Below are 16,768 nucleotides of genomic sequence, written 5' to 3'. Positions count from 1 at the left end.
CGGGTCCCCGTCCTCTCCTACGGCGCACCCATGACCCTTTCCCCGCTTGCCGCGCAGATCGTCGACACCCTCAAGCACCGCATCGGCAAGGACGAACGCGCCGCCCACCCGCACGACTGGCTGGCAGCGACCATCCTGACGCTGCGCAACACGATCATCGATCGCTGGATGGAATCGACGCGCACGGCCCATGCCTCGGGCGCGAAGCGGGTCTATTATCTCAGCCTGGAGTTCCTGATCGGCCGGCTGCTGCGCGACGCGCTCGCCAACTTGGGCTGCGATGCCGAGGTGCGCGACGCGCTGGAGGAAGTCGGCGTCGACCTCGCCGCGATCGAGGAAATCGAGCCGGATGCCGCACTCGGCAACGGTGGGCTCGGCCGGCTCGCCGCCTGCTTCATGGAAAGCCTCGCGAGCCTCGACCTCCCCGCCTATGGCTATGGCATCCGCTATGTGAACGGCATGTTCCGCCAGCGCATCGACGAGGGCTGGCAGGTCGAGCTGCCCGAGACCTGGCTCGCCCACGGCAATCCCTGGGAGTTCGAGCGGCGCGAGAGCGCCTATTTCGTCGGCTTCGGCGGCGAGGTGGTCGGCAACGACGCGGGCCGCGTCCACTGGAAGCCGGCCGAGGGGCTGGAAGCGATGGCGGTCGACACGCCGGTGGTCGGCTGGCGCGGGCGGCGGGTGAATACGCTGCGGCTGTGGACCGCGCGCGCGCTCGACCCGATCCGGCTCGACCGGTTCAACGCCGGCGACCACCAGGGCGCGCTCGCGGGCCAGCTCGCGGCCGAGACGCTGGTGCGGGTGCTCTATCCGGCGGATTCGACGCCGGCCGGCCAGGAGTTGCGGCTGCGCCAGGAGTATTTCTTCTCCTCCGCCTCGATCCAGGACATCGTGCGCCGCCACATGCAATATGTCGGCGACATCACCACCCTGCCGGAAAAGGCGGCGATCCAGCTCAACGACACCCACCCGGCGGTGGCGGTGGCGGAGCTGATGCGGCTGCTGGTCGACCATCACGACGTCGCGTTCGACGAGGCGTGGGACATCGCGCGCGCGACCTTCGGCTACACCAATCACACGCTGCTGCCCGAGGCGCTGGAGAGCTGGCCGCTGCCGCTGTTCGAACGGCTGCTGCCGCGCCACATGCAGCTGGTCTATGCGATCAACGCCAAGCTGCTGAAGGAAGCGCGCGAGACGCCGGGGATCGACGATCGCGCGATCGCGGCGATCAGCCTGATCGACGAGGGCAGCGAGCGGCGGGTGCGGATGGCCAATCTCGCCTTCGCCGGCGCCCACAGCATCAACGGCGTCGCCGCCCTCCACACCGAGCTGATGAAGAAGACGGTATTCGCCGATCTCCACCGCCTCTACCCGGAGCGGATCAACAACAAGACCAACGGCATCACCCCGCGCCGCTGGCTGCACGAGTGCAATCCCGGGCTGACCGCGCTGATCGCCGATGCGATCGGCCCGGCGTTCAAGGACGATGCCGGCAAGCTCGCGGCGCTCGCACCCTTTGCGGAGGACGCGGGCTTCCGCGACCGCTTCGGCCAGGTGAAGCGCGCCAACAAGGTCGCGCTCGCCGAGCATATCCACGTCGAAATGGGCCTGTCGCTCGACCCCGACGCGCTGTTCGACGTGCAGGTGAAGCGCATCCACGAATACAAGCGCCAACTGCTCAACCTGATCGAGACGGTCGCGCTCTACGACCAGATCCGCAGCCATCCCGAGCGCGACTGGGTGCCGCGGGTCAAGCTGTTCGCCGGCAAGGCGGCGCCGAGCTACTGGAACGCCAAGCTGATCATCAAGCTGGCCAACGACATTGCGCGGCGGATCAACGCCGACCCGGCGGTCGGCGGGCTGCTGAAGGTGGCCTTCCTGCCCAACTACAACGTGTCGCTCGCCGAGCGCATCATGCCGGCGGCCGACCTGTCGGAGCAGATCTCCACGGCGGGCATGGAAGCGTCCGGCACCGGCAACATGAAGCTGGCGCTCAACGGTGCGCTCACCATCGGCACGCTCGACGGCGCCAACGTCGAGATCAAGGACCGGGTGGGCGACGACAACATCGTCATCTTCGGGCTCACGGCCGAGCAGGTGGCCGAGCGCAGCCGCGACTATCGCCCGCGCGAGGCGATCGATGCCAGCCCCGCGCTGTCGCAGGCGCTGTCGGCGATCGCCGGCGGCGTGTTCTCGCCCGACGATCCCGGCCGCTATGCCGGGCTGGTCGGCGAGCTCTACGACCACGACCGCTTCTTCCTGGCCGCGGACTTCGACAGCTACGCCGCCGCGCAGCGCGAGGTGGACCGGCGCTGGCGCGACCCCGCCGGCTGGCAGGCGGCGGCGATCCGCAACGTCGCCAACATGGGGTGGTTCTCGTCCGACCGGACGATCCGCGACTATGCCCGCGAGATCTGGCGCGTCGCCTGAACGAACCCGAACGACATCTTAATCGTTAAGCAACCATAACGGAACGACGGGAGAGGACCGATGATCGAGAGGCGCGGGCAGCCATTGGCACGCGATGCCATGGCCTATGTGCTCGCAGGCGGACGCGGCAGCCGGCTGGCGGAGCTCACCGACGTCCGCGCCAAGCCCGCCGTCTATTTCGGCGGCAAGTCGCGCATCATCGACTTCGCGCTGTCCAACGCGATCAACTCGGGCATCCGCCGCATCGGCGTCGCCACCCAGTACAAGGCGCATTCGCTGATCCGCCACCTGCAGGGCGGGTGGAACTTCCTGCGGGCCGAGCGCAACGAGGGGTTCGACATCCTCCCCGCCTCGCAGCGAGTCAGCGAGTCGCAATGGTACGAGGGCACCGCCGACGCGGTGTTCCAGAACATCGACATCATCGAGAGCTACGCGCCCGAGTATATGGTCATCCTGGCGGGCGACCACATCTACAAGATGGATTACGAGCTGATGCTCCGCCAGCATTGCGACTCCGGCGCCGACGTGACGGTCGCGTGCATGGAGGTACCGCGGCTGGAGGCGAGTGGGTTCGGCGTGATGGCGGTCGACGCGAACGACCGCATCACCGATTTCGTCGAAAAGCCCGCCGACCCGCCGGCGATGCCGGGCCGCCCGGACGTCGCGCTGGCGTCGATGGGCATCTACGTCTTCAACACCCGCCTGCTGATCGAGCAGCTGCGCCGCGACGCCGCCGATCCCCAGTCGGCGCGCGACTTCGGCAAGGACATCATCCCGTATCTGGTCCGGCACGGGAACGCGGTGGCGCACCGCTTCTCCGACTCCTGCGTCCGCGCGCCCGAGGAGCGCGAGGCCTATTGGCGCGACGTCGGCACCGTGGATGCCTACTGGGAAGCCAACATCGACCTGACCGACGTGGTGCCCAAGCTCGACCTCTACGACCACAGCTGGCCGCTTTGGACCTATTCGGAGGTGACGCCCCCGGCCAAGTTCGTCCACGACGAGGACGGCCGCCGAGGCGAGGCGATCAGCTCGCTGATCTCGGGCGACTGCATCATCTCGGGCGCGTCGATCCACAACAGCCTCGTCTTCACCGGCGTGCGCGCGCACAGCTTCGCGACGCTGGAGCAGGCGGTGATCCTCCCGCGCTGCCACATCGCCCGCAACGCGCGGCTAACCAAGGTGGTGGTCGACGCCGGGGTGCGCATTCCCGACGGGCTGGTGGTGGGCGAGGATCCGGAGCTCGACGCCCGCCGCTTCCGCCGCACCGACAATGGCGTGTGCCTCATCACCCAGCCGATGATCGACCGGCTGGCATGATCCGCGCGCTGTCGGTCGCGTCCGAAGCCTATCCGCTCGTCAAGACCGGCGGGCTTGCCGACGTGGTCGGCGCGCTCCCCGACGCGCTCGCGCCGCACGGCGTCGCCACCACCACGCTGCTGCCGGGCTATGCCGCGGTGCTGGCGCACGTCGGCGAGGCGCGGGTCGTCCACCGCTGGGGCGATCTGCTGGGGGTGGAGGCGCGGTTGCTCGCCGGCACGCTGGGCGACCGGCCGCTGCTGGTGCTCGACGCGCCGCGGCTGTTCGCGCGCGACGGCGGTCCCTATGCCGACGCGCGCGGCCGCGACTGGCCCGACAACTGGCGCCGTTTCGCCGCGCTCTCCCGCGCCGCCGCCGAGGTCGCGCGCGGCGCTGCCGGCGATCGCGCCTTCGACCTGCTCCACGCCCATGACTGGCAGGCCGGGCTGGCACCCGCCTATCTGCGCTTCGCCCCCGAACCGCATCGCGTGAAGAGCGTCGCGACGATCCACAACATCGCCTTCCAGGGGAGCTTCGACGCCGGCGTGTTCGGCGAACTGGGCCTGCCGCCGCACGCCTGGGGGATCGAGGGCGTCGAATATTACGGCAATCTCGGCCTACTCAAGGCGGGACTGTGGGCGGCGGACGCGATCACCACCGTCAGCCCGACCTATGCCGGGGAGATCCGCCGGCCGGCGTTCGGCATGGGGCTGGAGGGGCTGATTTCGTCGCGCGGCGCCCGCGTCACCGGCATCCTCAACGGCATCGATCCGGCGGTGTGGAACCCGGCGACCGACCCGCTGCTCGCGGCACCCTACACCGCCGACAGTCTTGACGCGCGCCGCGCCAACACGCGCGCGGTCGAGCAACGCTTCGGCCTGTCGGGCGAAGGGCCGATCTTCACCGTGGTGAGCCGGCTGACCTGGCAGAAGGGCATGGACGTGCTCGCGGGGCTGCTCGACGAGCTGGTCGCGATGGGCGGCCGGCTGGCGATGCTCGGCTCGGGCGACGCCGCGCTGGAACAGGCGTTTCGCGCTGCGGCCGAACGCCACCCCGGCCGCATCGGCGTGCAAATCGGCTATGACGAGCCGCTGTCGCACCTGCTGCAGGGCGGCGCAGACGCGATCCTGATCCCTTCGCGCTTCGAGCCGTGCGGGCTGACCCAGCTCTACGGCCTCGCCTATGGCTGCGTGCCCGTGGTGGCGCGCACCGGCGGGCTGGCGGATACGGTGATCGACGCCAATGTCGCCGCGCTCGACGCCGGGGTGGCGACGGGGGTGCAGTTCGACGGCGTGACGCCGGACGCGCTGCGCGGCGCGATCGCGCGGACGGTGGCGCTGTATCGGGATCGGGACCGCTGGCGGCAGATCCAGGGGCGCGGGATGGCGGCGAATTTCTCGTGGCGGAACAGCGGGGCGAAGTACGCGGCGCTGTATCGGGCATTGTTGGGGTAAGGCCCCCTCTCACCCCCCACCCGTTCGTGCCGAGTAGAGACCGAGCAGCCCCGCAGGGGCATGTCGAGGGCTCGTATCGAGGTACCTCCCAGCCACCCTCCCTCGATACGCCGTCTCGATACGCGGCTGCGCCGCACCTCTACGGCTACTCGGGATGAATGGGGGTGGGTGGAGCGCGGGTTGTGAAGCAGCGCGCCTCCTACAACGGCAACCGCGTCGTCGCCTTCACCTCCTCCAGCACTGCGTAGGTCCGCGTCTCGCGAATCCCCGGCATCGCCACCAGCGTGTCGCCCAGGAAGGCGCGGTACGCCGCCATGTCCGCCACCCGCACCTTGAGCAGATAGTCGAACCCGCCGGCGACCATGTGGCATTCCAGCACCTCGGGCACGCGGCGGACGTGCTCGGCGAAGGCGGCGAAGGCGTCGTCGGTGGTGCGATCGAGCAGCACCTCGACGAAGATCATCAGCGCGCGGTCGAGTTGGCCGGGGTCGAGCAGCGCGGTGTAGCCGGTGATGACGCCGGTCGCGCGCAGCCGCTTGACCCGGTCGAAGCACGCCGCCGGCGACAGCCCGCAGCGCTCGGCGAGCGCCTGGTTGGTGATCCGCCCGTCCTCCTGCAGCACGCGCAGCAGCTTTCGGTCCATCGCGTCCACTGAAGATCCTTCGCCCAAGCAGCCATTAGGGTCCGAGGCTTCGGCCCGCGCCCACGAAATGCAAAGCACAATCGGTCGGGATTCGCCTAGTCGGCGAAACAGATCTTGCCGAAAACCCGCTGCCGGAGTGCCTTCATGCTTCGTTCGTTCGACTGGAACCACCTCGACGCCCTGCAGTATCAGGATGAGGAGGAGACGGTCGCCGAGCTGCTGCGCGCGGTGCCGCTGTCGCTGGAGGAGCGCTCGGCGGTCGGTGCAGACGCGGTCGCGCTGGTGAAGGCGGCGCGCGCCTCCACCCGCAAGCAGGGTGTGGTCGAAAGCTTCCTGCAGGAATTCTCGCTCGGCACCAAGGAGGGCCTGGCGCTGATGTGCCTGGCCGAGGCGCTGCTGCGCACGCCGGACGCCGAGACGCGCGACCGGCTGATCGCCGAGAAGATCGGATCGGCCGACTGGGCAAGCCATCTCGGCGGCTCCGACAGCCTGTTCGTCAACGCCTCGACCTGGGGGCTGATGCTGACCGGCAAGCTGATCGACGTGGACGAAGAGGCGCGGCGCGACTTGTCGGGCTGGGCGAAGCGGCTGGCGGCGCGGGTCGGCGAGCCGGTGATCCGCCAGGCGGTGGGCGCCGCGGTCAAGATGATGGGCGAGCAGTTCGTGCTGGGCCGCACCATCGAGGGCGCGCTCGCCCGGGCCAAGCGCGAGGGCTATCTCTGCTCGTTCGACATGCTGGGCGAAGGCGCGCGCACCGCCGAGGATGCCGAGCGCTACGAGCACATCTATGCCGAGGCGATTGAGACGGTCGGCCGCGCCCGCGGCGCCGACCTCTCGCCCGAGGACGGCCACGGCGTTTCGGTCAAGCTGTCGGCGCTGTGCCCGCGCTACGAGGCCGTGCAGGAAGCGCGGGTGTGGGACGAGCTCTACCCGCGCGTGGTGCGGCTGGCGACGATCGCCGCCCGGCACGACCTCAATCTCGCGATCGACGCCGAGGAATCGGAGCGGCTGGTGCTGTCGCTGAAACTCGTCGAGCAGCTGGTGCGCGAGCCAGCGCTGGGCGACTGGACCGGGCTGGGCGTGGTGGTTCAGGCGTATCAGAAGCGCGGGCGGGCGGTGATCGCCGGGCTCGAGGCGCTGGCGCAATCGAGCGGCCGGCGGCTGATGGTGCGGCTGGTCAAGGGCGCCTATTGGGACAGCGAGATCAAGCGGTCGCAGGTCGGCGGCCGGCCCGACTATCCGGTGTTCACCACCAAGCCGGCGACCGACCTCTCCTATCTGGTCTGCGCCGAGCAGCTGATCCGCGCCGCGCCCAGCCTCTATCCGCAGTTCGCAACCCACAATGCCCATACGCTGGCGGCGGTGCGCCGCATGGCCGACCGCGCCGGTGTGCGCATCGAGCACCAGCGGCTGCACGGCATGGGCGAGGCGCTGTACCGCTCGGCCGGCAACCGCTTCACCCTGCGCGCCTATGCGCCCGTCGGCGGGCATGAGGAGCTGCTGCCCTATCTGGTCCGCCGGCTTCTGGAGAACGGCGCCAACACCAGCTTCGTCCACGCGCTGCTCGACGAGCGCGTTCCGGCCGAGACGGTGGTGGGCGATCCGGTCGCCGCGGCACAGGCGCAGCCGGGGCGCCACCCGCGCCTGCCGGTGCCGGGCGACCTCTATGGCGCAACGCGGCGCAATCCGCTCGGCCGCGACTATAGCCGCGACAGCGAGCGCGCCGCCGCGCGCCATGCCGCCGAACTGGGCGCAGCCGACACCATCGCCGCCGGGCCGATCGTCGGCGGCACGCTGCTCGCCGGCACCGGACCGCAGCCGATGACCAGCCCGGTCGACCGCAGCAAGCTGATCGGCGCGGTCAGCGAAGCCACCGAAGCCGACATCGACCGCGCCGCTCGTACCGCCCGCGCCGCGCAGCCGGCATGGGACCGCAAGGGCGGCGCCGGTCGTGCGGCCGTGCTGCGTGCGATGGGCGACGCGTTGGAGGCGGAGATGGACCGCTTCGTCGCGCTGCTGGCGCGCGAGGCGGGCAAGACGCTCAACGACGGCGTCGCCGAGGTCCGCGAGGCGGTCGACTTCTGCCGCTACTATGCGCATCTTGCCGAAAAGCAGTTCTGCGGTCTCCAGCCGCTCACCGGCCCCGTCGGCGAGACCAACCACCTCGAACTGCGCGGGCGCGGCACCTTCGTGTGCATCAGCCCGTGGAACTTCCCGCTGGCGATCTTCACCGGCCAGATTGCCGCCGCACTGGCCGCCGGCAACGCCGTGCTCGCCAAGCCCGCCGAGCAGACCCCGCTGGTGGCGGCCGAGGCGGTGCGGCTGTTCCACCGCGCCGGGCTCGACCCGGACGTGCTCGCGCTGGTGCCGGGCGACGGCGCGACAGTCGGCGCGGCGCTGGTCGGCCATCCGCTGGTGCACGGCGTGGCGTTCACCGGCGGCACCGAGACCGCCTGGGCGATCAACCGCCAGCTCGCCGACCGCAAGGGTCCGATCCTGCCGTTCATCGCCGAGACCGGCGGGTTGAACGCGATGTTCGTCGACACCACGGCGTTAAAGGAACAGGTGGTCGACGACGTGATCGTCTCCGCGGTGGGTTCGGCGGGGCAACGCTGCTCGGCGCTGCGGCTGCTGTTCGTGCCGGAAGAGTCCGCCGACGAGCTGATTACGACGCTGGTCGACGCGCTCGACACGCTGGTGATCGGCGACCCGGCCGAGGCCAGCACCGATGTCGGCCCGGTGATCGACGGCGAGGCGCAGGCGATGCTGGAGCAACACGCCGAGCGGCTGGCGCGCGAGGCGACGATCCTCAAGCGCCTCGACCCCGGCGTTTGGGGAACGCGCGGCAGCTTCTTCGGCCCGGTGCTGGCCGAGGTGCCGCGCGCCGACTTCCTCGCCAAGGAAGTGTTCGGGCCGATCCTGCACGTCTACCGCTATCGCGCCGACGAGCTGGAGAGCATCGGCCGTCAGCTCGCCGCCACCGGCTATGCGCTGACGCTGGGCATCCACAGCCGCATCGAACGCTTCGCCGAGCAGGTCCGCGACCTGGTGCCGGCGGGCAACGTCTATGTGAACCGCTCGATCATCGGCGCGGTGGTCGGCGTGCAGCCGTTCGGCGGCGAGGGCCTGTCGGGCACCGGCCCCAAGGCGGGCGGCCCCCACGCGCTGCTACGCTACGCGACCGAGCGCGCGGTGTCGGTGAACATCACCGCGCAGGGCGGCGATCCGGCGCTGCTGAACCTTTGATGGGCCGGGGGGCCCTCCCCCTTTCCCTCCCCCACTCGTTCGTATCGAGTAAAGACCGAGGTGCGGCGCCGCCGCGTATCGAGGGCTCGTATCGAGATATCGCCACCCTCCCTCGATACGCCGTCTCGATACGCTGCTTCGCAGCTACTCGACGGCTACTCGGGATGAACGGGAGAGGGAGAGGCAGGGGCGCGGAGGCGCGCGCTACCGCCGCGGCTTGGCCGTCGACCCGCGCACCGTGAGCCCGGCCGGCACCACCACCGGCGCGCCCCCCCGCTCGCCGCTCGACTCGGCGGCGATCAGAAGTTCCACCGCGCGCGCGCTCACCTCGGCGATCGGCTGGACGACGGCGGTGAGCGGGGGATGGGTGAAGCGCACGATCGGTGTGTCGTCGAAACTCACCAGCGACAGATCGTGCGGCACGTCCAGCCCCGCCGCGCGCGCCGCCGCGAGGGTGGCGATCGCCATCTGCTCGCTGCTGGCGACGATCGCGGTGGGCGGCTCGGGGGGGGCGAGCAGATGTTCGGCAGCCACCAACCCGCTGTCATAGCCGAAGTCGCCCTCCGCCAGCAGATCGTCGCGCTGCCCCGCAGCCGCCATCGCGCTGCGCCAGCCGCGGATGCGCCAGCCGCTGACTTCATAGTCCCCCGGCCCGGCGATGAAGCCGATGCGGGTGTGGCCGAGCGCGAGCAGATGCTCGGTCGCGAGCACGGCGGCGTGCTCGTCGTCCATGGTGAGGCGGAAGCCCGGCCCGTCGGCCAGCGAGCCGACGCGCGCGAACGGGATGTTCTGTTCGGCGAGCAGCCCGGTGATGAGCGGGTTGTGCGAATGCGGCGGGGTCAGGATCACGCCGTCGGGCTGGAGGGCGGCAAGCGCGGCGGACAGCTCGCGCCCGATATGGTCGCTGTGGGTGTCGACCAGCTCGACGATCATGCGATAGCCGTGCTCGGCGCAGGTGAGCATCCCGCCCAGCAGCATCTGGTCGACCCAGTCGGTGCCCTCGCGCTTGCGCCAGTCCTCGATGGTGCGCGCGCGGTCGTTGAGCGCGACGATCAAATAGGAACGCGAGCCGCCCATGCGCTGCGCCGCGATCGAGGGGACATAGCCCAGCCGGTCGATCGACGCCTGCACCCGCTCGACCATTTCGGCGCGGACGTTGGGCTCCTTGTTGATGACGCGGCTGACCGTCTGCAGCGACACCCCGGCATCGGCGGCGACGTGCTTGATGGTGACGCGTTGCGGGCGGCGCGCCATCGGGCGTCAGGCGGCCTGTTCGGCAGCGGCGCCGCAATAGCGCGCGACATAGTCGGCGTGGCGCGGCAATCCCGCGACGGTACGCGCGACACTGTCGCGCAGGGTGCCGAGCAGCCGTGCGAGTTCCTCATCGGGCAGCTTCTCCGCGATCGGATGCCAGGCACGCGGCTCGATCCCCTGCCCCATCATCACCTGGACCCAGCTGTTTTCCGCGAACAGCTCCTCGTTCTTGCGGAACACGCGGCCGGTCTCGCGGAACAGGTCGATCTTGTGGGCGAGGCTGTCGGGGATCTCCATCGTCGCGCACTGCCGCCAGAAGGCGCTGTCGCGGCGCTCGGTCGCCTTGTAGTGAAGGATCAGGAAGTCGCGGATCTGCTCCATGTCGGTGAGTTGCTGGTCGTTGAACTCGGTGATGTCGCACTCGCTGACCTGGGCCAGCGGCAGCATCCGGATCAGCCGCAACACCGCGCGCTGGATCAGGTGGATGCTGGTCGCCTCCAGCGGCTCGAGGAAGCCGCTCGACAGGCCGATCGCGATGCAGTTGCGGTGCCACTGCTTGCGCCGCGCGCCGGTGACGAAGCGCAGATGGTTGGGCTCGGTGCGGGTCGCCCCCTCCAGATTGCCGAGCAGCCGGTCGAGCGCGGCGTCGCGGCCGAGGTACCGGCTGCAATAGACCAGGCCGTTGCCGGTGCGGTGCTGGAGCGGGATTCGCCACTGCCAGCCGGCGTCGTGCGCCATCGCGCGGGTATAGGGGAGCGGCGGGCCGACGCTTTCGGTCTGCACCGCGATCGCGGAATCGCACGGCAACCAATGGGTCCAGTCGTCGTAGCCGGCGTGCAGCGTCTGCTCGATTAGCAACGCACGAAACCCGGTGCAGTCGAGGAACAGGTCGCCCTCGATCCGCTGCCCGCTCTCCAGCACCAGCGCGGCGATGTCGCCGCGTTCGCCGTCGAGTTCGACCTGGGCGATCCGGCCTTCGATCCGGCGGGTGCCGTCGGCCTCCGCCATCGTCCGCAAGAAGCGCGCGTAGCGGGTGGCGTCGAGCTGGTACGCATAGTTGAGGCGGTTGTCGGGCAGGTGCGCGAACTTGCCCTCCAACGCGGCGACGAGTTCGAGGCAGTAGGCATCATAGGGCTCGGCATGCCCCTTGGCGCGCCCGTGCAGCCAGAAATGCTGGAAGCCGGCCGACCAGTGATCCTTGCCCGTCAGGCCGAAGGAATGGAAATAGCGGTCGCTGCCGTCCTTCCACCCGTCGAACAGGATGCCGAGCTTGAAGGTGGCCTGGGTCGCGGCCATGAACTCGGCTTCCTTGATGCCGAGCAGCCGGTTGTAGGTGGCGAGCGGCGGGATGGTCGATTCCCCCACCCCAACCGTGCCGATCGCGTCGGATTCGACCAGCGTCACCTCAATCGCGTGACCGAGCGTGCGGGCGAGCGCGGCGGCCGCCATCCAGCCCGCGGTGCCGCCGCCAGCGACGACGATGCGGCGCAGGCGCTTGGTGTCGGGGACCCCCGTCACTGGCTGAGCTGCCGCAGGAGGAAGCCGCGGATGCGCTCGGCGCTCTCGGCGGTCATCGGCGCGAGCACGCCGCGTGCCGCCTCGGGGATGTGCTCGACATCTTCGGTCCTGTTCTGGAAAACATAATGGTCGAAAAGGTCGCGCCAGTGGCGCTTCTCGTCGTCCGGCAGGTCGCGGATCGCCATCATCGCGAGATTGAGCGCGTTCTGCGGCTGGCCCAGGAAGCGCGGCGTGTCGCGCCACCAGAAGTTCACCAGCACGTTGAAGGCGCTCAGGCCCTCGACATGGTGCCACCACATCGACGGGATGTGCAGCGCGTCGCCGGGCTCCAGCTCGGCCACCTGCGCGTGCTCCAGCGCCTCGCGGAAGCGGGGGAAGCGCTCGAAGTCCGGATCGTGGAAATCGACCATGCTGACCGCGCGGCCCGCGGGCGTGTTGTCGACAGGGCCGAGATAGAGGTTGCGGAACTGGTCGGGCGGAAACAGCGTGAAGCGCCGCCGTCCCACCGCCACGCAGGCGAGGTTGTCGGGGAAGTCGTTGTGCGCGGCGACGCGGGTGCGCGTGCCGATCCAGATGCCGTCCAACGTCTTGCGGCCGCTCAAGTCGAGCGCGTTGTCCTCCGCCAAGCCGGAGAAGAAGCGGTGCATGTCGAGCGAGGCGAGATAGAGGGTATGCGCGTCGGGCGTCCCCTCACCCGCGTCCATACGCGCGAATACTTCGGGCAGCTTGGCGCGCAACGTGCGGAAGTTCATCCCCATCGCTTCGTCGTAGAACAGCCGGCCGTCCGAGCCGGGGGGCCCGGCGGTGACGGTAAGCGGCATGTCCCGCGCCCGCTCCGCCAGATAGGCGCGCGCCGCCCGCGACGACTCCCGTCCCGCCGCGACGAGCGGCCAGTGCGACACGAGGCCGCGGACGATGAAGGGGCGGTTCGCCTCGCGCAGCGCGGTATCAAGCTCGCCGGCGTCGGCGATCTGCCGTTCCGCGACCCGCGGCAACGCGCCGAAGATGTCGCGGCCGGGCTCAGCCATGCCGCAGGCGCCGGTTCTTGCGCCGGATCAGCGCATCGAGGTTGGAAAGCGACGCCACCGCCATGAAGACCGGCATCAGATGCCCTTCGGCGTGGAGTTCCGCCAGCGCGGACGGGTCGAGACCTTCCAGCCGCTCCTCGTTGATGGTGTGAAAGCCGACCAGGCGGTTGGTCGAGCCGTCGTCGAGCGGAAGCTCGACGATCAGCGGTTCGAGCAGGTCGTGGCGGCGCAGCGCCGCAAAGAAGTCGGCCGAGCCGCGGTAGCCGGCATCGAGCGCGCCGAGCTGCTCGGTCGCGCGCTGGAGATAGGGCGTCGGTTGGCCGAGGTCGTCGAACAGGGCGATCCCATCTTCGCCGGCGATCCGCGGGCTCGCCATGTCGATGTGGACGTGGCGTTCCGGGGAGTCGGGCGCGGGGCGCCCGATCAGGAGGGGCTGGATCTCCATCGCCAGCGGCCGGTAGCGGGCGTCCCAGCGATCGCCCTCCAGATACAGATTCTCGCCGTTCTCGAACCCGAACAGCGCCATCGCGGCGAAGCTGTCGTGTTCGTGGTTGAGCCGGAACAGGATGGCATATTCGTTCTGCACCCGGCGGAACTCGTCGGGCACGGTGACGCAGCACATCACCGCATCGCCGAACGCCGCGCCGCGGGTACCGTGTACGCGCAGGGTCCGGTGCGTCTCGGCGGTCAGAACGGCATGATCGGACATGAAGCAACCTCTGTTTCCAAGGACGCGGCGAACGCCGGCACGCGGCCACGTCTACCCGGTCGGGCAGGACATCCTCCAGTGGAGAATGCCCTGCCCGTCGCGGCGATCGGTCGTTCCCGGCCGATCAGAAGGTGAAGCGGACGCCCGCCGAATAGCGCGCCGCGCCCGGCTGGACGAAGGTCGCGTACGCATCGGAACGGGTGTGGCCACGCCGTCCCTCGCCGGTGAGGTTGATGACCTCACCGAACGCCGCCAGCCCGTTGCCGAAGTCGTAGCTCGCGCTGGCGTCGACCTGGCCATAGGCCTCGACATAGAAGGGGTTCGGCCCCGAACCGGACAGGAACTCGTCGCGCCAATTGTACGCGACGCGCGCCTGCAGCCCGCCCTTGTCGTAGAACAGCACCGCGTTGGCGCTGTCGCTGAGGCCGGTCAGCGCGAACTGGGTGACGCTGGACGGCTGGGTGTTGTCGTACACCGCATCGCCGTTGACGATGGTGTAGTTCAGGATGGTGCCGAAGCCGGTATCCCAGAAGCTGTGCTGGACCGCGAACTCCCATCCGTGGATCGCCGCCGTCTGGTCGCTGTTCACCGGCTGCGAGATCTGGAAGATCAGCGGATCGTCGCCGGGCAGACCCGGGATGATCAGATCGCCGTTCGGGCTGTAGGTCACCGTCTCCGGGAAGTTGGCCGCGATATACTGCCGGATCTCGGTCGAGGTCGCCGTCGGCCCGAGTGCCGCGCGCGCGGCGTCGGCGCGCGGCCCCTGACCGGGGTTCGTCAGGCCGAACGCGGTGGTGTTCACGCGATCGGACGAGATGAAGTTCGACACGTCCTTGTGGAAATAGCCGACGGAGACGTAGCTCGACGGGCCGTAATACCACTCCGCCGATAGGTCGATGTTCTTCGACTTGTAGGGGAGCAGGCCCGGGTTGCCCTGACCGCCGGTACCGTTGCCGATCCGGAACAGCTGGTCGATCGTGCGGCCGCCCTGCAGGTCGGCATAGCCGGCGCGGGTGATGGTGTGGCTGTACGAAGCGCGCAGCTTGACGTCGGGCAGCGGCGACACGTCGAAGTCCACCGCCGGCAGCCAGTTCTGGTAGCTGCCCTTGAAGCGGGTGAACTCGCTACCCTGATAGCTGATGTTGAATTCGTTGGCCGAGATCCACGCCGTGCTCACCGGCGTCGGCACCAGTGCCGACGAGTCGACGGTCGTGGTCTCGTACCGAACGCCGGCCATCAGGTGCGCCGGGTTGCCGAACAGGTCGAACTTCGTCCCCGCCTGGATATACGGTGCAAGCGTCTTTTCACGAATGCGCCGGTCCGTATTATACTCGGCAAGACAGTTGCCGTCGCCGCCGCAGATCCCAAACTGCTGGTCGAGCAGCGGCACCAGCCGGTTGAAGTCGAAGCTGAAGAACTGCTCGATCATGCCGGCGCCACCGACACCCTTCAGCCCGTCGAACTTGTCCGAGATCGTCTCGGGCGAGAAGATGTCGTCGGGGATGTCGCCCGGGGTGCCCAGGCCGCCCCAGGTATCGTTCTGGATATAGCCGTAGGCCGAGCGGACCTTGTTGTCGACGTAGCTGACGCCCCAGTCGATGCTGTCGAGGAAGTCGCCCTGATGGTCGTAGTGTCCGCTCAGCTGAACCTGGTTGATGCGATCCTTGAAGTAGGAGTTGCGGAACACGTTGCCGGTGGCGCGGATCTGCGATGGATCGAGCGGGTCGACGTCCGGATAGAAGTCCGCCGAAATGATCGGGAAGTCGTTCTCGAAGTTGATCGACTGGTTGCGGACGCCGAAGATCGCGGTGCCGACCGACTGGCTGTTGCCGTAGACGCTGCCCGGCTTCGACTCCGCAGTCGAATGATGCCCGTCGAGCGTGACGGTGACTCCGCCGGGGGCTTCCCAGACGAGATTGCCGCCGAGCGACTTGTTCTCGTTCTTCACTGAGGTCAGCGCGCCCGAGTAGGACAGGTCCTTGTTCTCGTTGCGGCGGAACTGCTCGGAATAGAAGATCGGATCGGCGATCGGGCCGTCGCCCCATGCGCTCGAGGTGTCGGCATGGTTGTAATAGATGCCGACGTTGCTGTTGTGGGTTTCGAGCTCGTAGCGCGAATAGGTGAAGTCGACGGTGGCGGTCAGCGAATCGACCGGGCGGAATTGCAGCACCGCCTGGCCGTTGATCCGCTCGCGATCGATGTCGTTGAGGTCGTAGGAGGCGTTCTGCGCGACCTGATAGACGTCGTCCGGGCCGGGACGGTTGGTGATGTTCGCATAGCGCGGATCACCCTCCATCGGCAGCGACCCCCAGTTGTTCTCGGAGCCGAGATACCCATCGCGGTAGCCGACGTTGGCGGTGTTGTTGCTCGCCTTGCGCCGCGAATAGCTGCCGATCAGCAGCACGCCGATGCGATCGTCGGCGAAGGTGTTGCTGATGATGCCCGACACTTCCGGCGTCACGGGGTCCTTGCCGTTGCGCGTGGTATCGAGAATGCCCTTGGCGGCAACGCTGCCGCGCAGGCCGGGCTTGTCGAAGGGGCGCGGCGTCAGGATGTTGATGGTCGAGCCGATGCCGCCCGTCTCGACGGATGCGCGACCAGACTTGTAGACTTCAAGTGCCTTCACGCCTTCGGACGCAAGATTCTGGAAGTCGAACGAACGCGACGAGGGGGCGCCGAAACCGTCGCCGATGGTCGAGGTCGGCATCTGGCGGCCGTTGAGCAGCACCAGGTTGAACTCGGGACCGAAGCCGCGGACGGTGACGGTCGAGCCTTCGCCGTTCGAGCGATCGATCGACACGCCGGTGATGCGCTGCAGCGACTCGGCGAGGTTGGTGTCGGGGAACTTGCCGATGTCCTCGGCCGAGATGGCGTCGACGACACCCTGCGCGTTGCGCTTGATGTTCATCGAATCGCGCAAGCTAGCGCGGATGCCCGTGACGACGATGTCGCCGCCGGAGTCGGGCGCGTCGGTGACGCTATCCTGCGTCTCGGACGGCCCCGGATTTCCCAAGGTCGCCGCGGCGTCCTGCGCCAGCGCGGTTGCCGGCATGCCGGCCAGTGCCAGCGCGGAAACGGTCACCACCCAATGCGTATGCGAACGAGCCTTGAAGCCTCGCATCCAATCCTCCCCTGATATCGGCGCATAATGGATTTGCGCCGTTGTTGAGAACGTTCACTTCCTTGC

10 protein-coding genes are annotated in these 16,768 nt (G+C 68.9%); 4 read left to right on the top strand and 6 right to left on the bottom strand.

The features are described 5' to 3' along the window. The first annotated feature begins 30 nt into the window (after positions 1-30). The 3 genes from ACBY01_RS03120 (at position 31) to glgA (ending at position 5,183) form a co-directional block, all read left to right on the top strand. Positions 31-2,430: a glycogen/starch/alpha-glucan phosphorylase gene (locus ACBY01_RS03120; RefSeq protein WP_416459308.1), complete on the top strand. Its 2,400-nt coding sequence runs from the start codon at positions 31-33 to the stop codon at positions 2,428-2,430. A 63-nt stretch (positions 2,431-2,493) separates the two neighbouring features. Then, positions 2,494-3,750, top strand: a complete 1,257-nt coding sequence (gene glgC / locus ACBY01_RS03115) for a glucose-1-phosphate adenylyltransferase (protein WP_416459356.1) — start codon at positions 2,494-2,496, stop codon at positions 3,748-3,750. Further along, on the top strand, positions 3,747-5,183 hold the full coding sequence (glgA, locus tag ACBY01_RS03110; RefSeq protein WP_416459307.1) for a glycogen synthase GlgA: 1,437 nt from the start codon (positions 3,747-3,749) through the stop codon (positions 5,181-5,183). Before glgC ends, glgA begins: the two co-directional genes overlap by 4 nt. A 199-nt stretch (positions 5,184-5,382) precedes the next feature. Here glgA and ACBY01_RS03105 read toward each other — a convergent pair whose 3' ends face one another. Then, positions 5,383-5,826 carry an Lrp/AsnC ligand binding domain-containing protein gene (locus ACBY01_RS03105; RefSeq protein ID WP_416459306.1) on the bottom strand — a complete coding sequence of 148 codons (444 nt, stop codon included), beginning with the start codon at positions 5,824-5,826 and terminating at the stop codon, positions 5,383-5,385. Between the two features lie 144 nt (positions 5,827-5,970). Here ACBY01_RS03105 and putA point away from each other — a divergent pair, with 144 nt between their 5' ends. Then, positions 5,971-9,072, top strand: coding sequence for a bifunctional proline dehydrogenase/L-glutamate gamma-semialdehyde dehydrogenase PutA (gene putA, locus ACBY01_RS03100; protein WP_416459305.1), 3,102 nt, complete (start codon positions 5,971-5,973; stop codon positions 9,070-9,072). Positions 9,073-9,276: 204 nt separating this feature from the next. Here the strand turns inward: putA and ACBY01_RS03095 are convergent, their stop codons facing one another. From ACBY01_RS03095 to ACBY01_RS03075, 5 genes are all read right to left on the bottom strand, one after another. Beyond that, entirely contained in the window at positions 9,277-10,326 is a 1,050-nt protein-coding gene (locus ACBY01_RS03095) for a LacI family DNA-binding transcriptional regulator (RefSeq protein WP_416459304.1), read from the bottom strand. A gap of 6 nt (positions 10,327-10,332) precedes the next feature. Then, positions 10,333-11,844: a tryptophan halogenase family protein gene (locus ACBY01_RS03090; protein ID WP_416459303.1), complete on the bottom strand. Its 1,512-nt coding sequence runs from the start codon at positions 11,842-11,844 to the stop codon at positions 10,333-10,335. After that, on the bottom strand, positions 11,841-12,872 hold the full coding sequence (locus ACBY01_RS03085; protein WP_416459302.1) for a cupin-like domain-containing protein: 1,032 nt from the start codon (positions 12,870-12,872) through the stop codon (positions 11,841-11,843). Before ACBY01_RS03085 ends, ACBY01_RS03090 begins: the two co-directional genes overlap by 4 nt. Then, positions 12,865-13,581: a SapC family protein gene (locus ACBY01_RS03080; RefSeq protein ID WP_416459301.1), complete on the bottom strand. Its 717-nt coding sequence runs from the start codon at positions 13,579-13,581 to the stop codon at positions 12,865-12,867. Before ACBY01_RS03080 ends, ACBY01_RS03085 begins: the two co-directional genes overlap by 8 nt. A gap of 124 nt (positions 13,582-13,705) precedes the next feature. Further along, positions 13,706-16,702, bottom strand: coding sequence for a TonB-dependent receptor (locus ACBY01_RS03075; protein WP_416459300.1), 2,997 nt, complete (start codon positions 16,700-16,702; stop codon positions 13,706-13,708). Between the last annotated feature and the right edge of the window lie 66 nt (positions 16,703-16,768).

It is taken from the genome of Sphingomonas mangrovi, assembly GCF_047975845.1.
GTDB lineage: Bacteria > Pseudomonadota > Alphaproteobacteria > Sphingomonadales > Sphingomonadaceae > Sphingomonas.
This window is presented reverse-complemented; position numbering and strand designations above follow the sequence as displayed.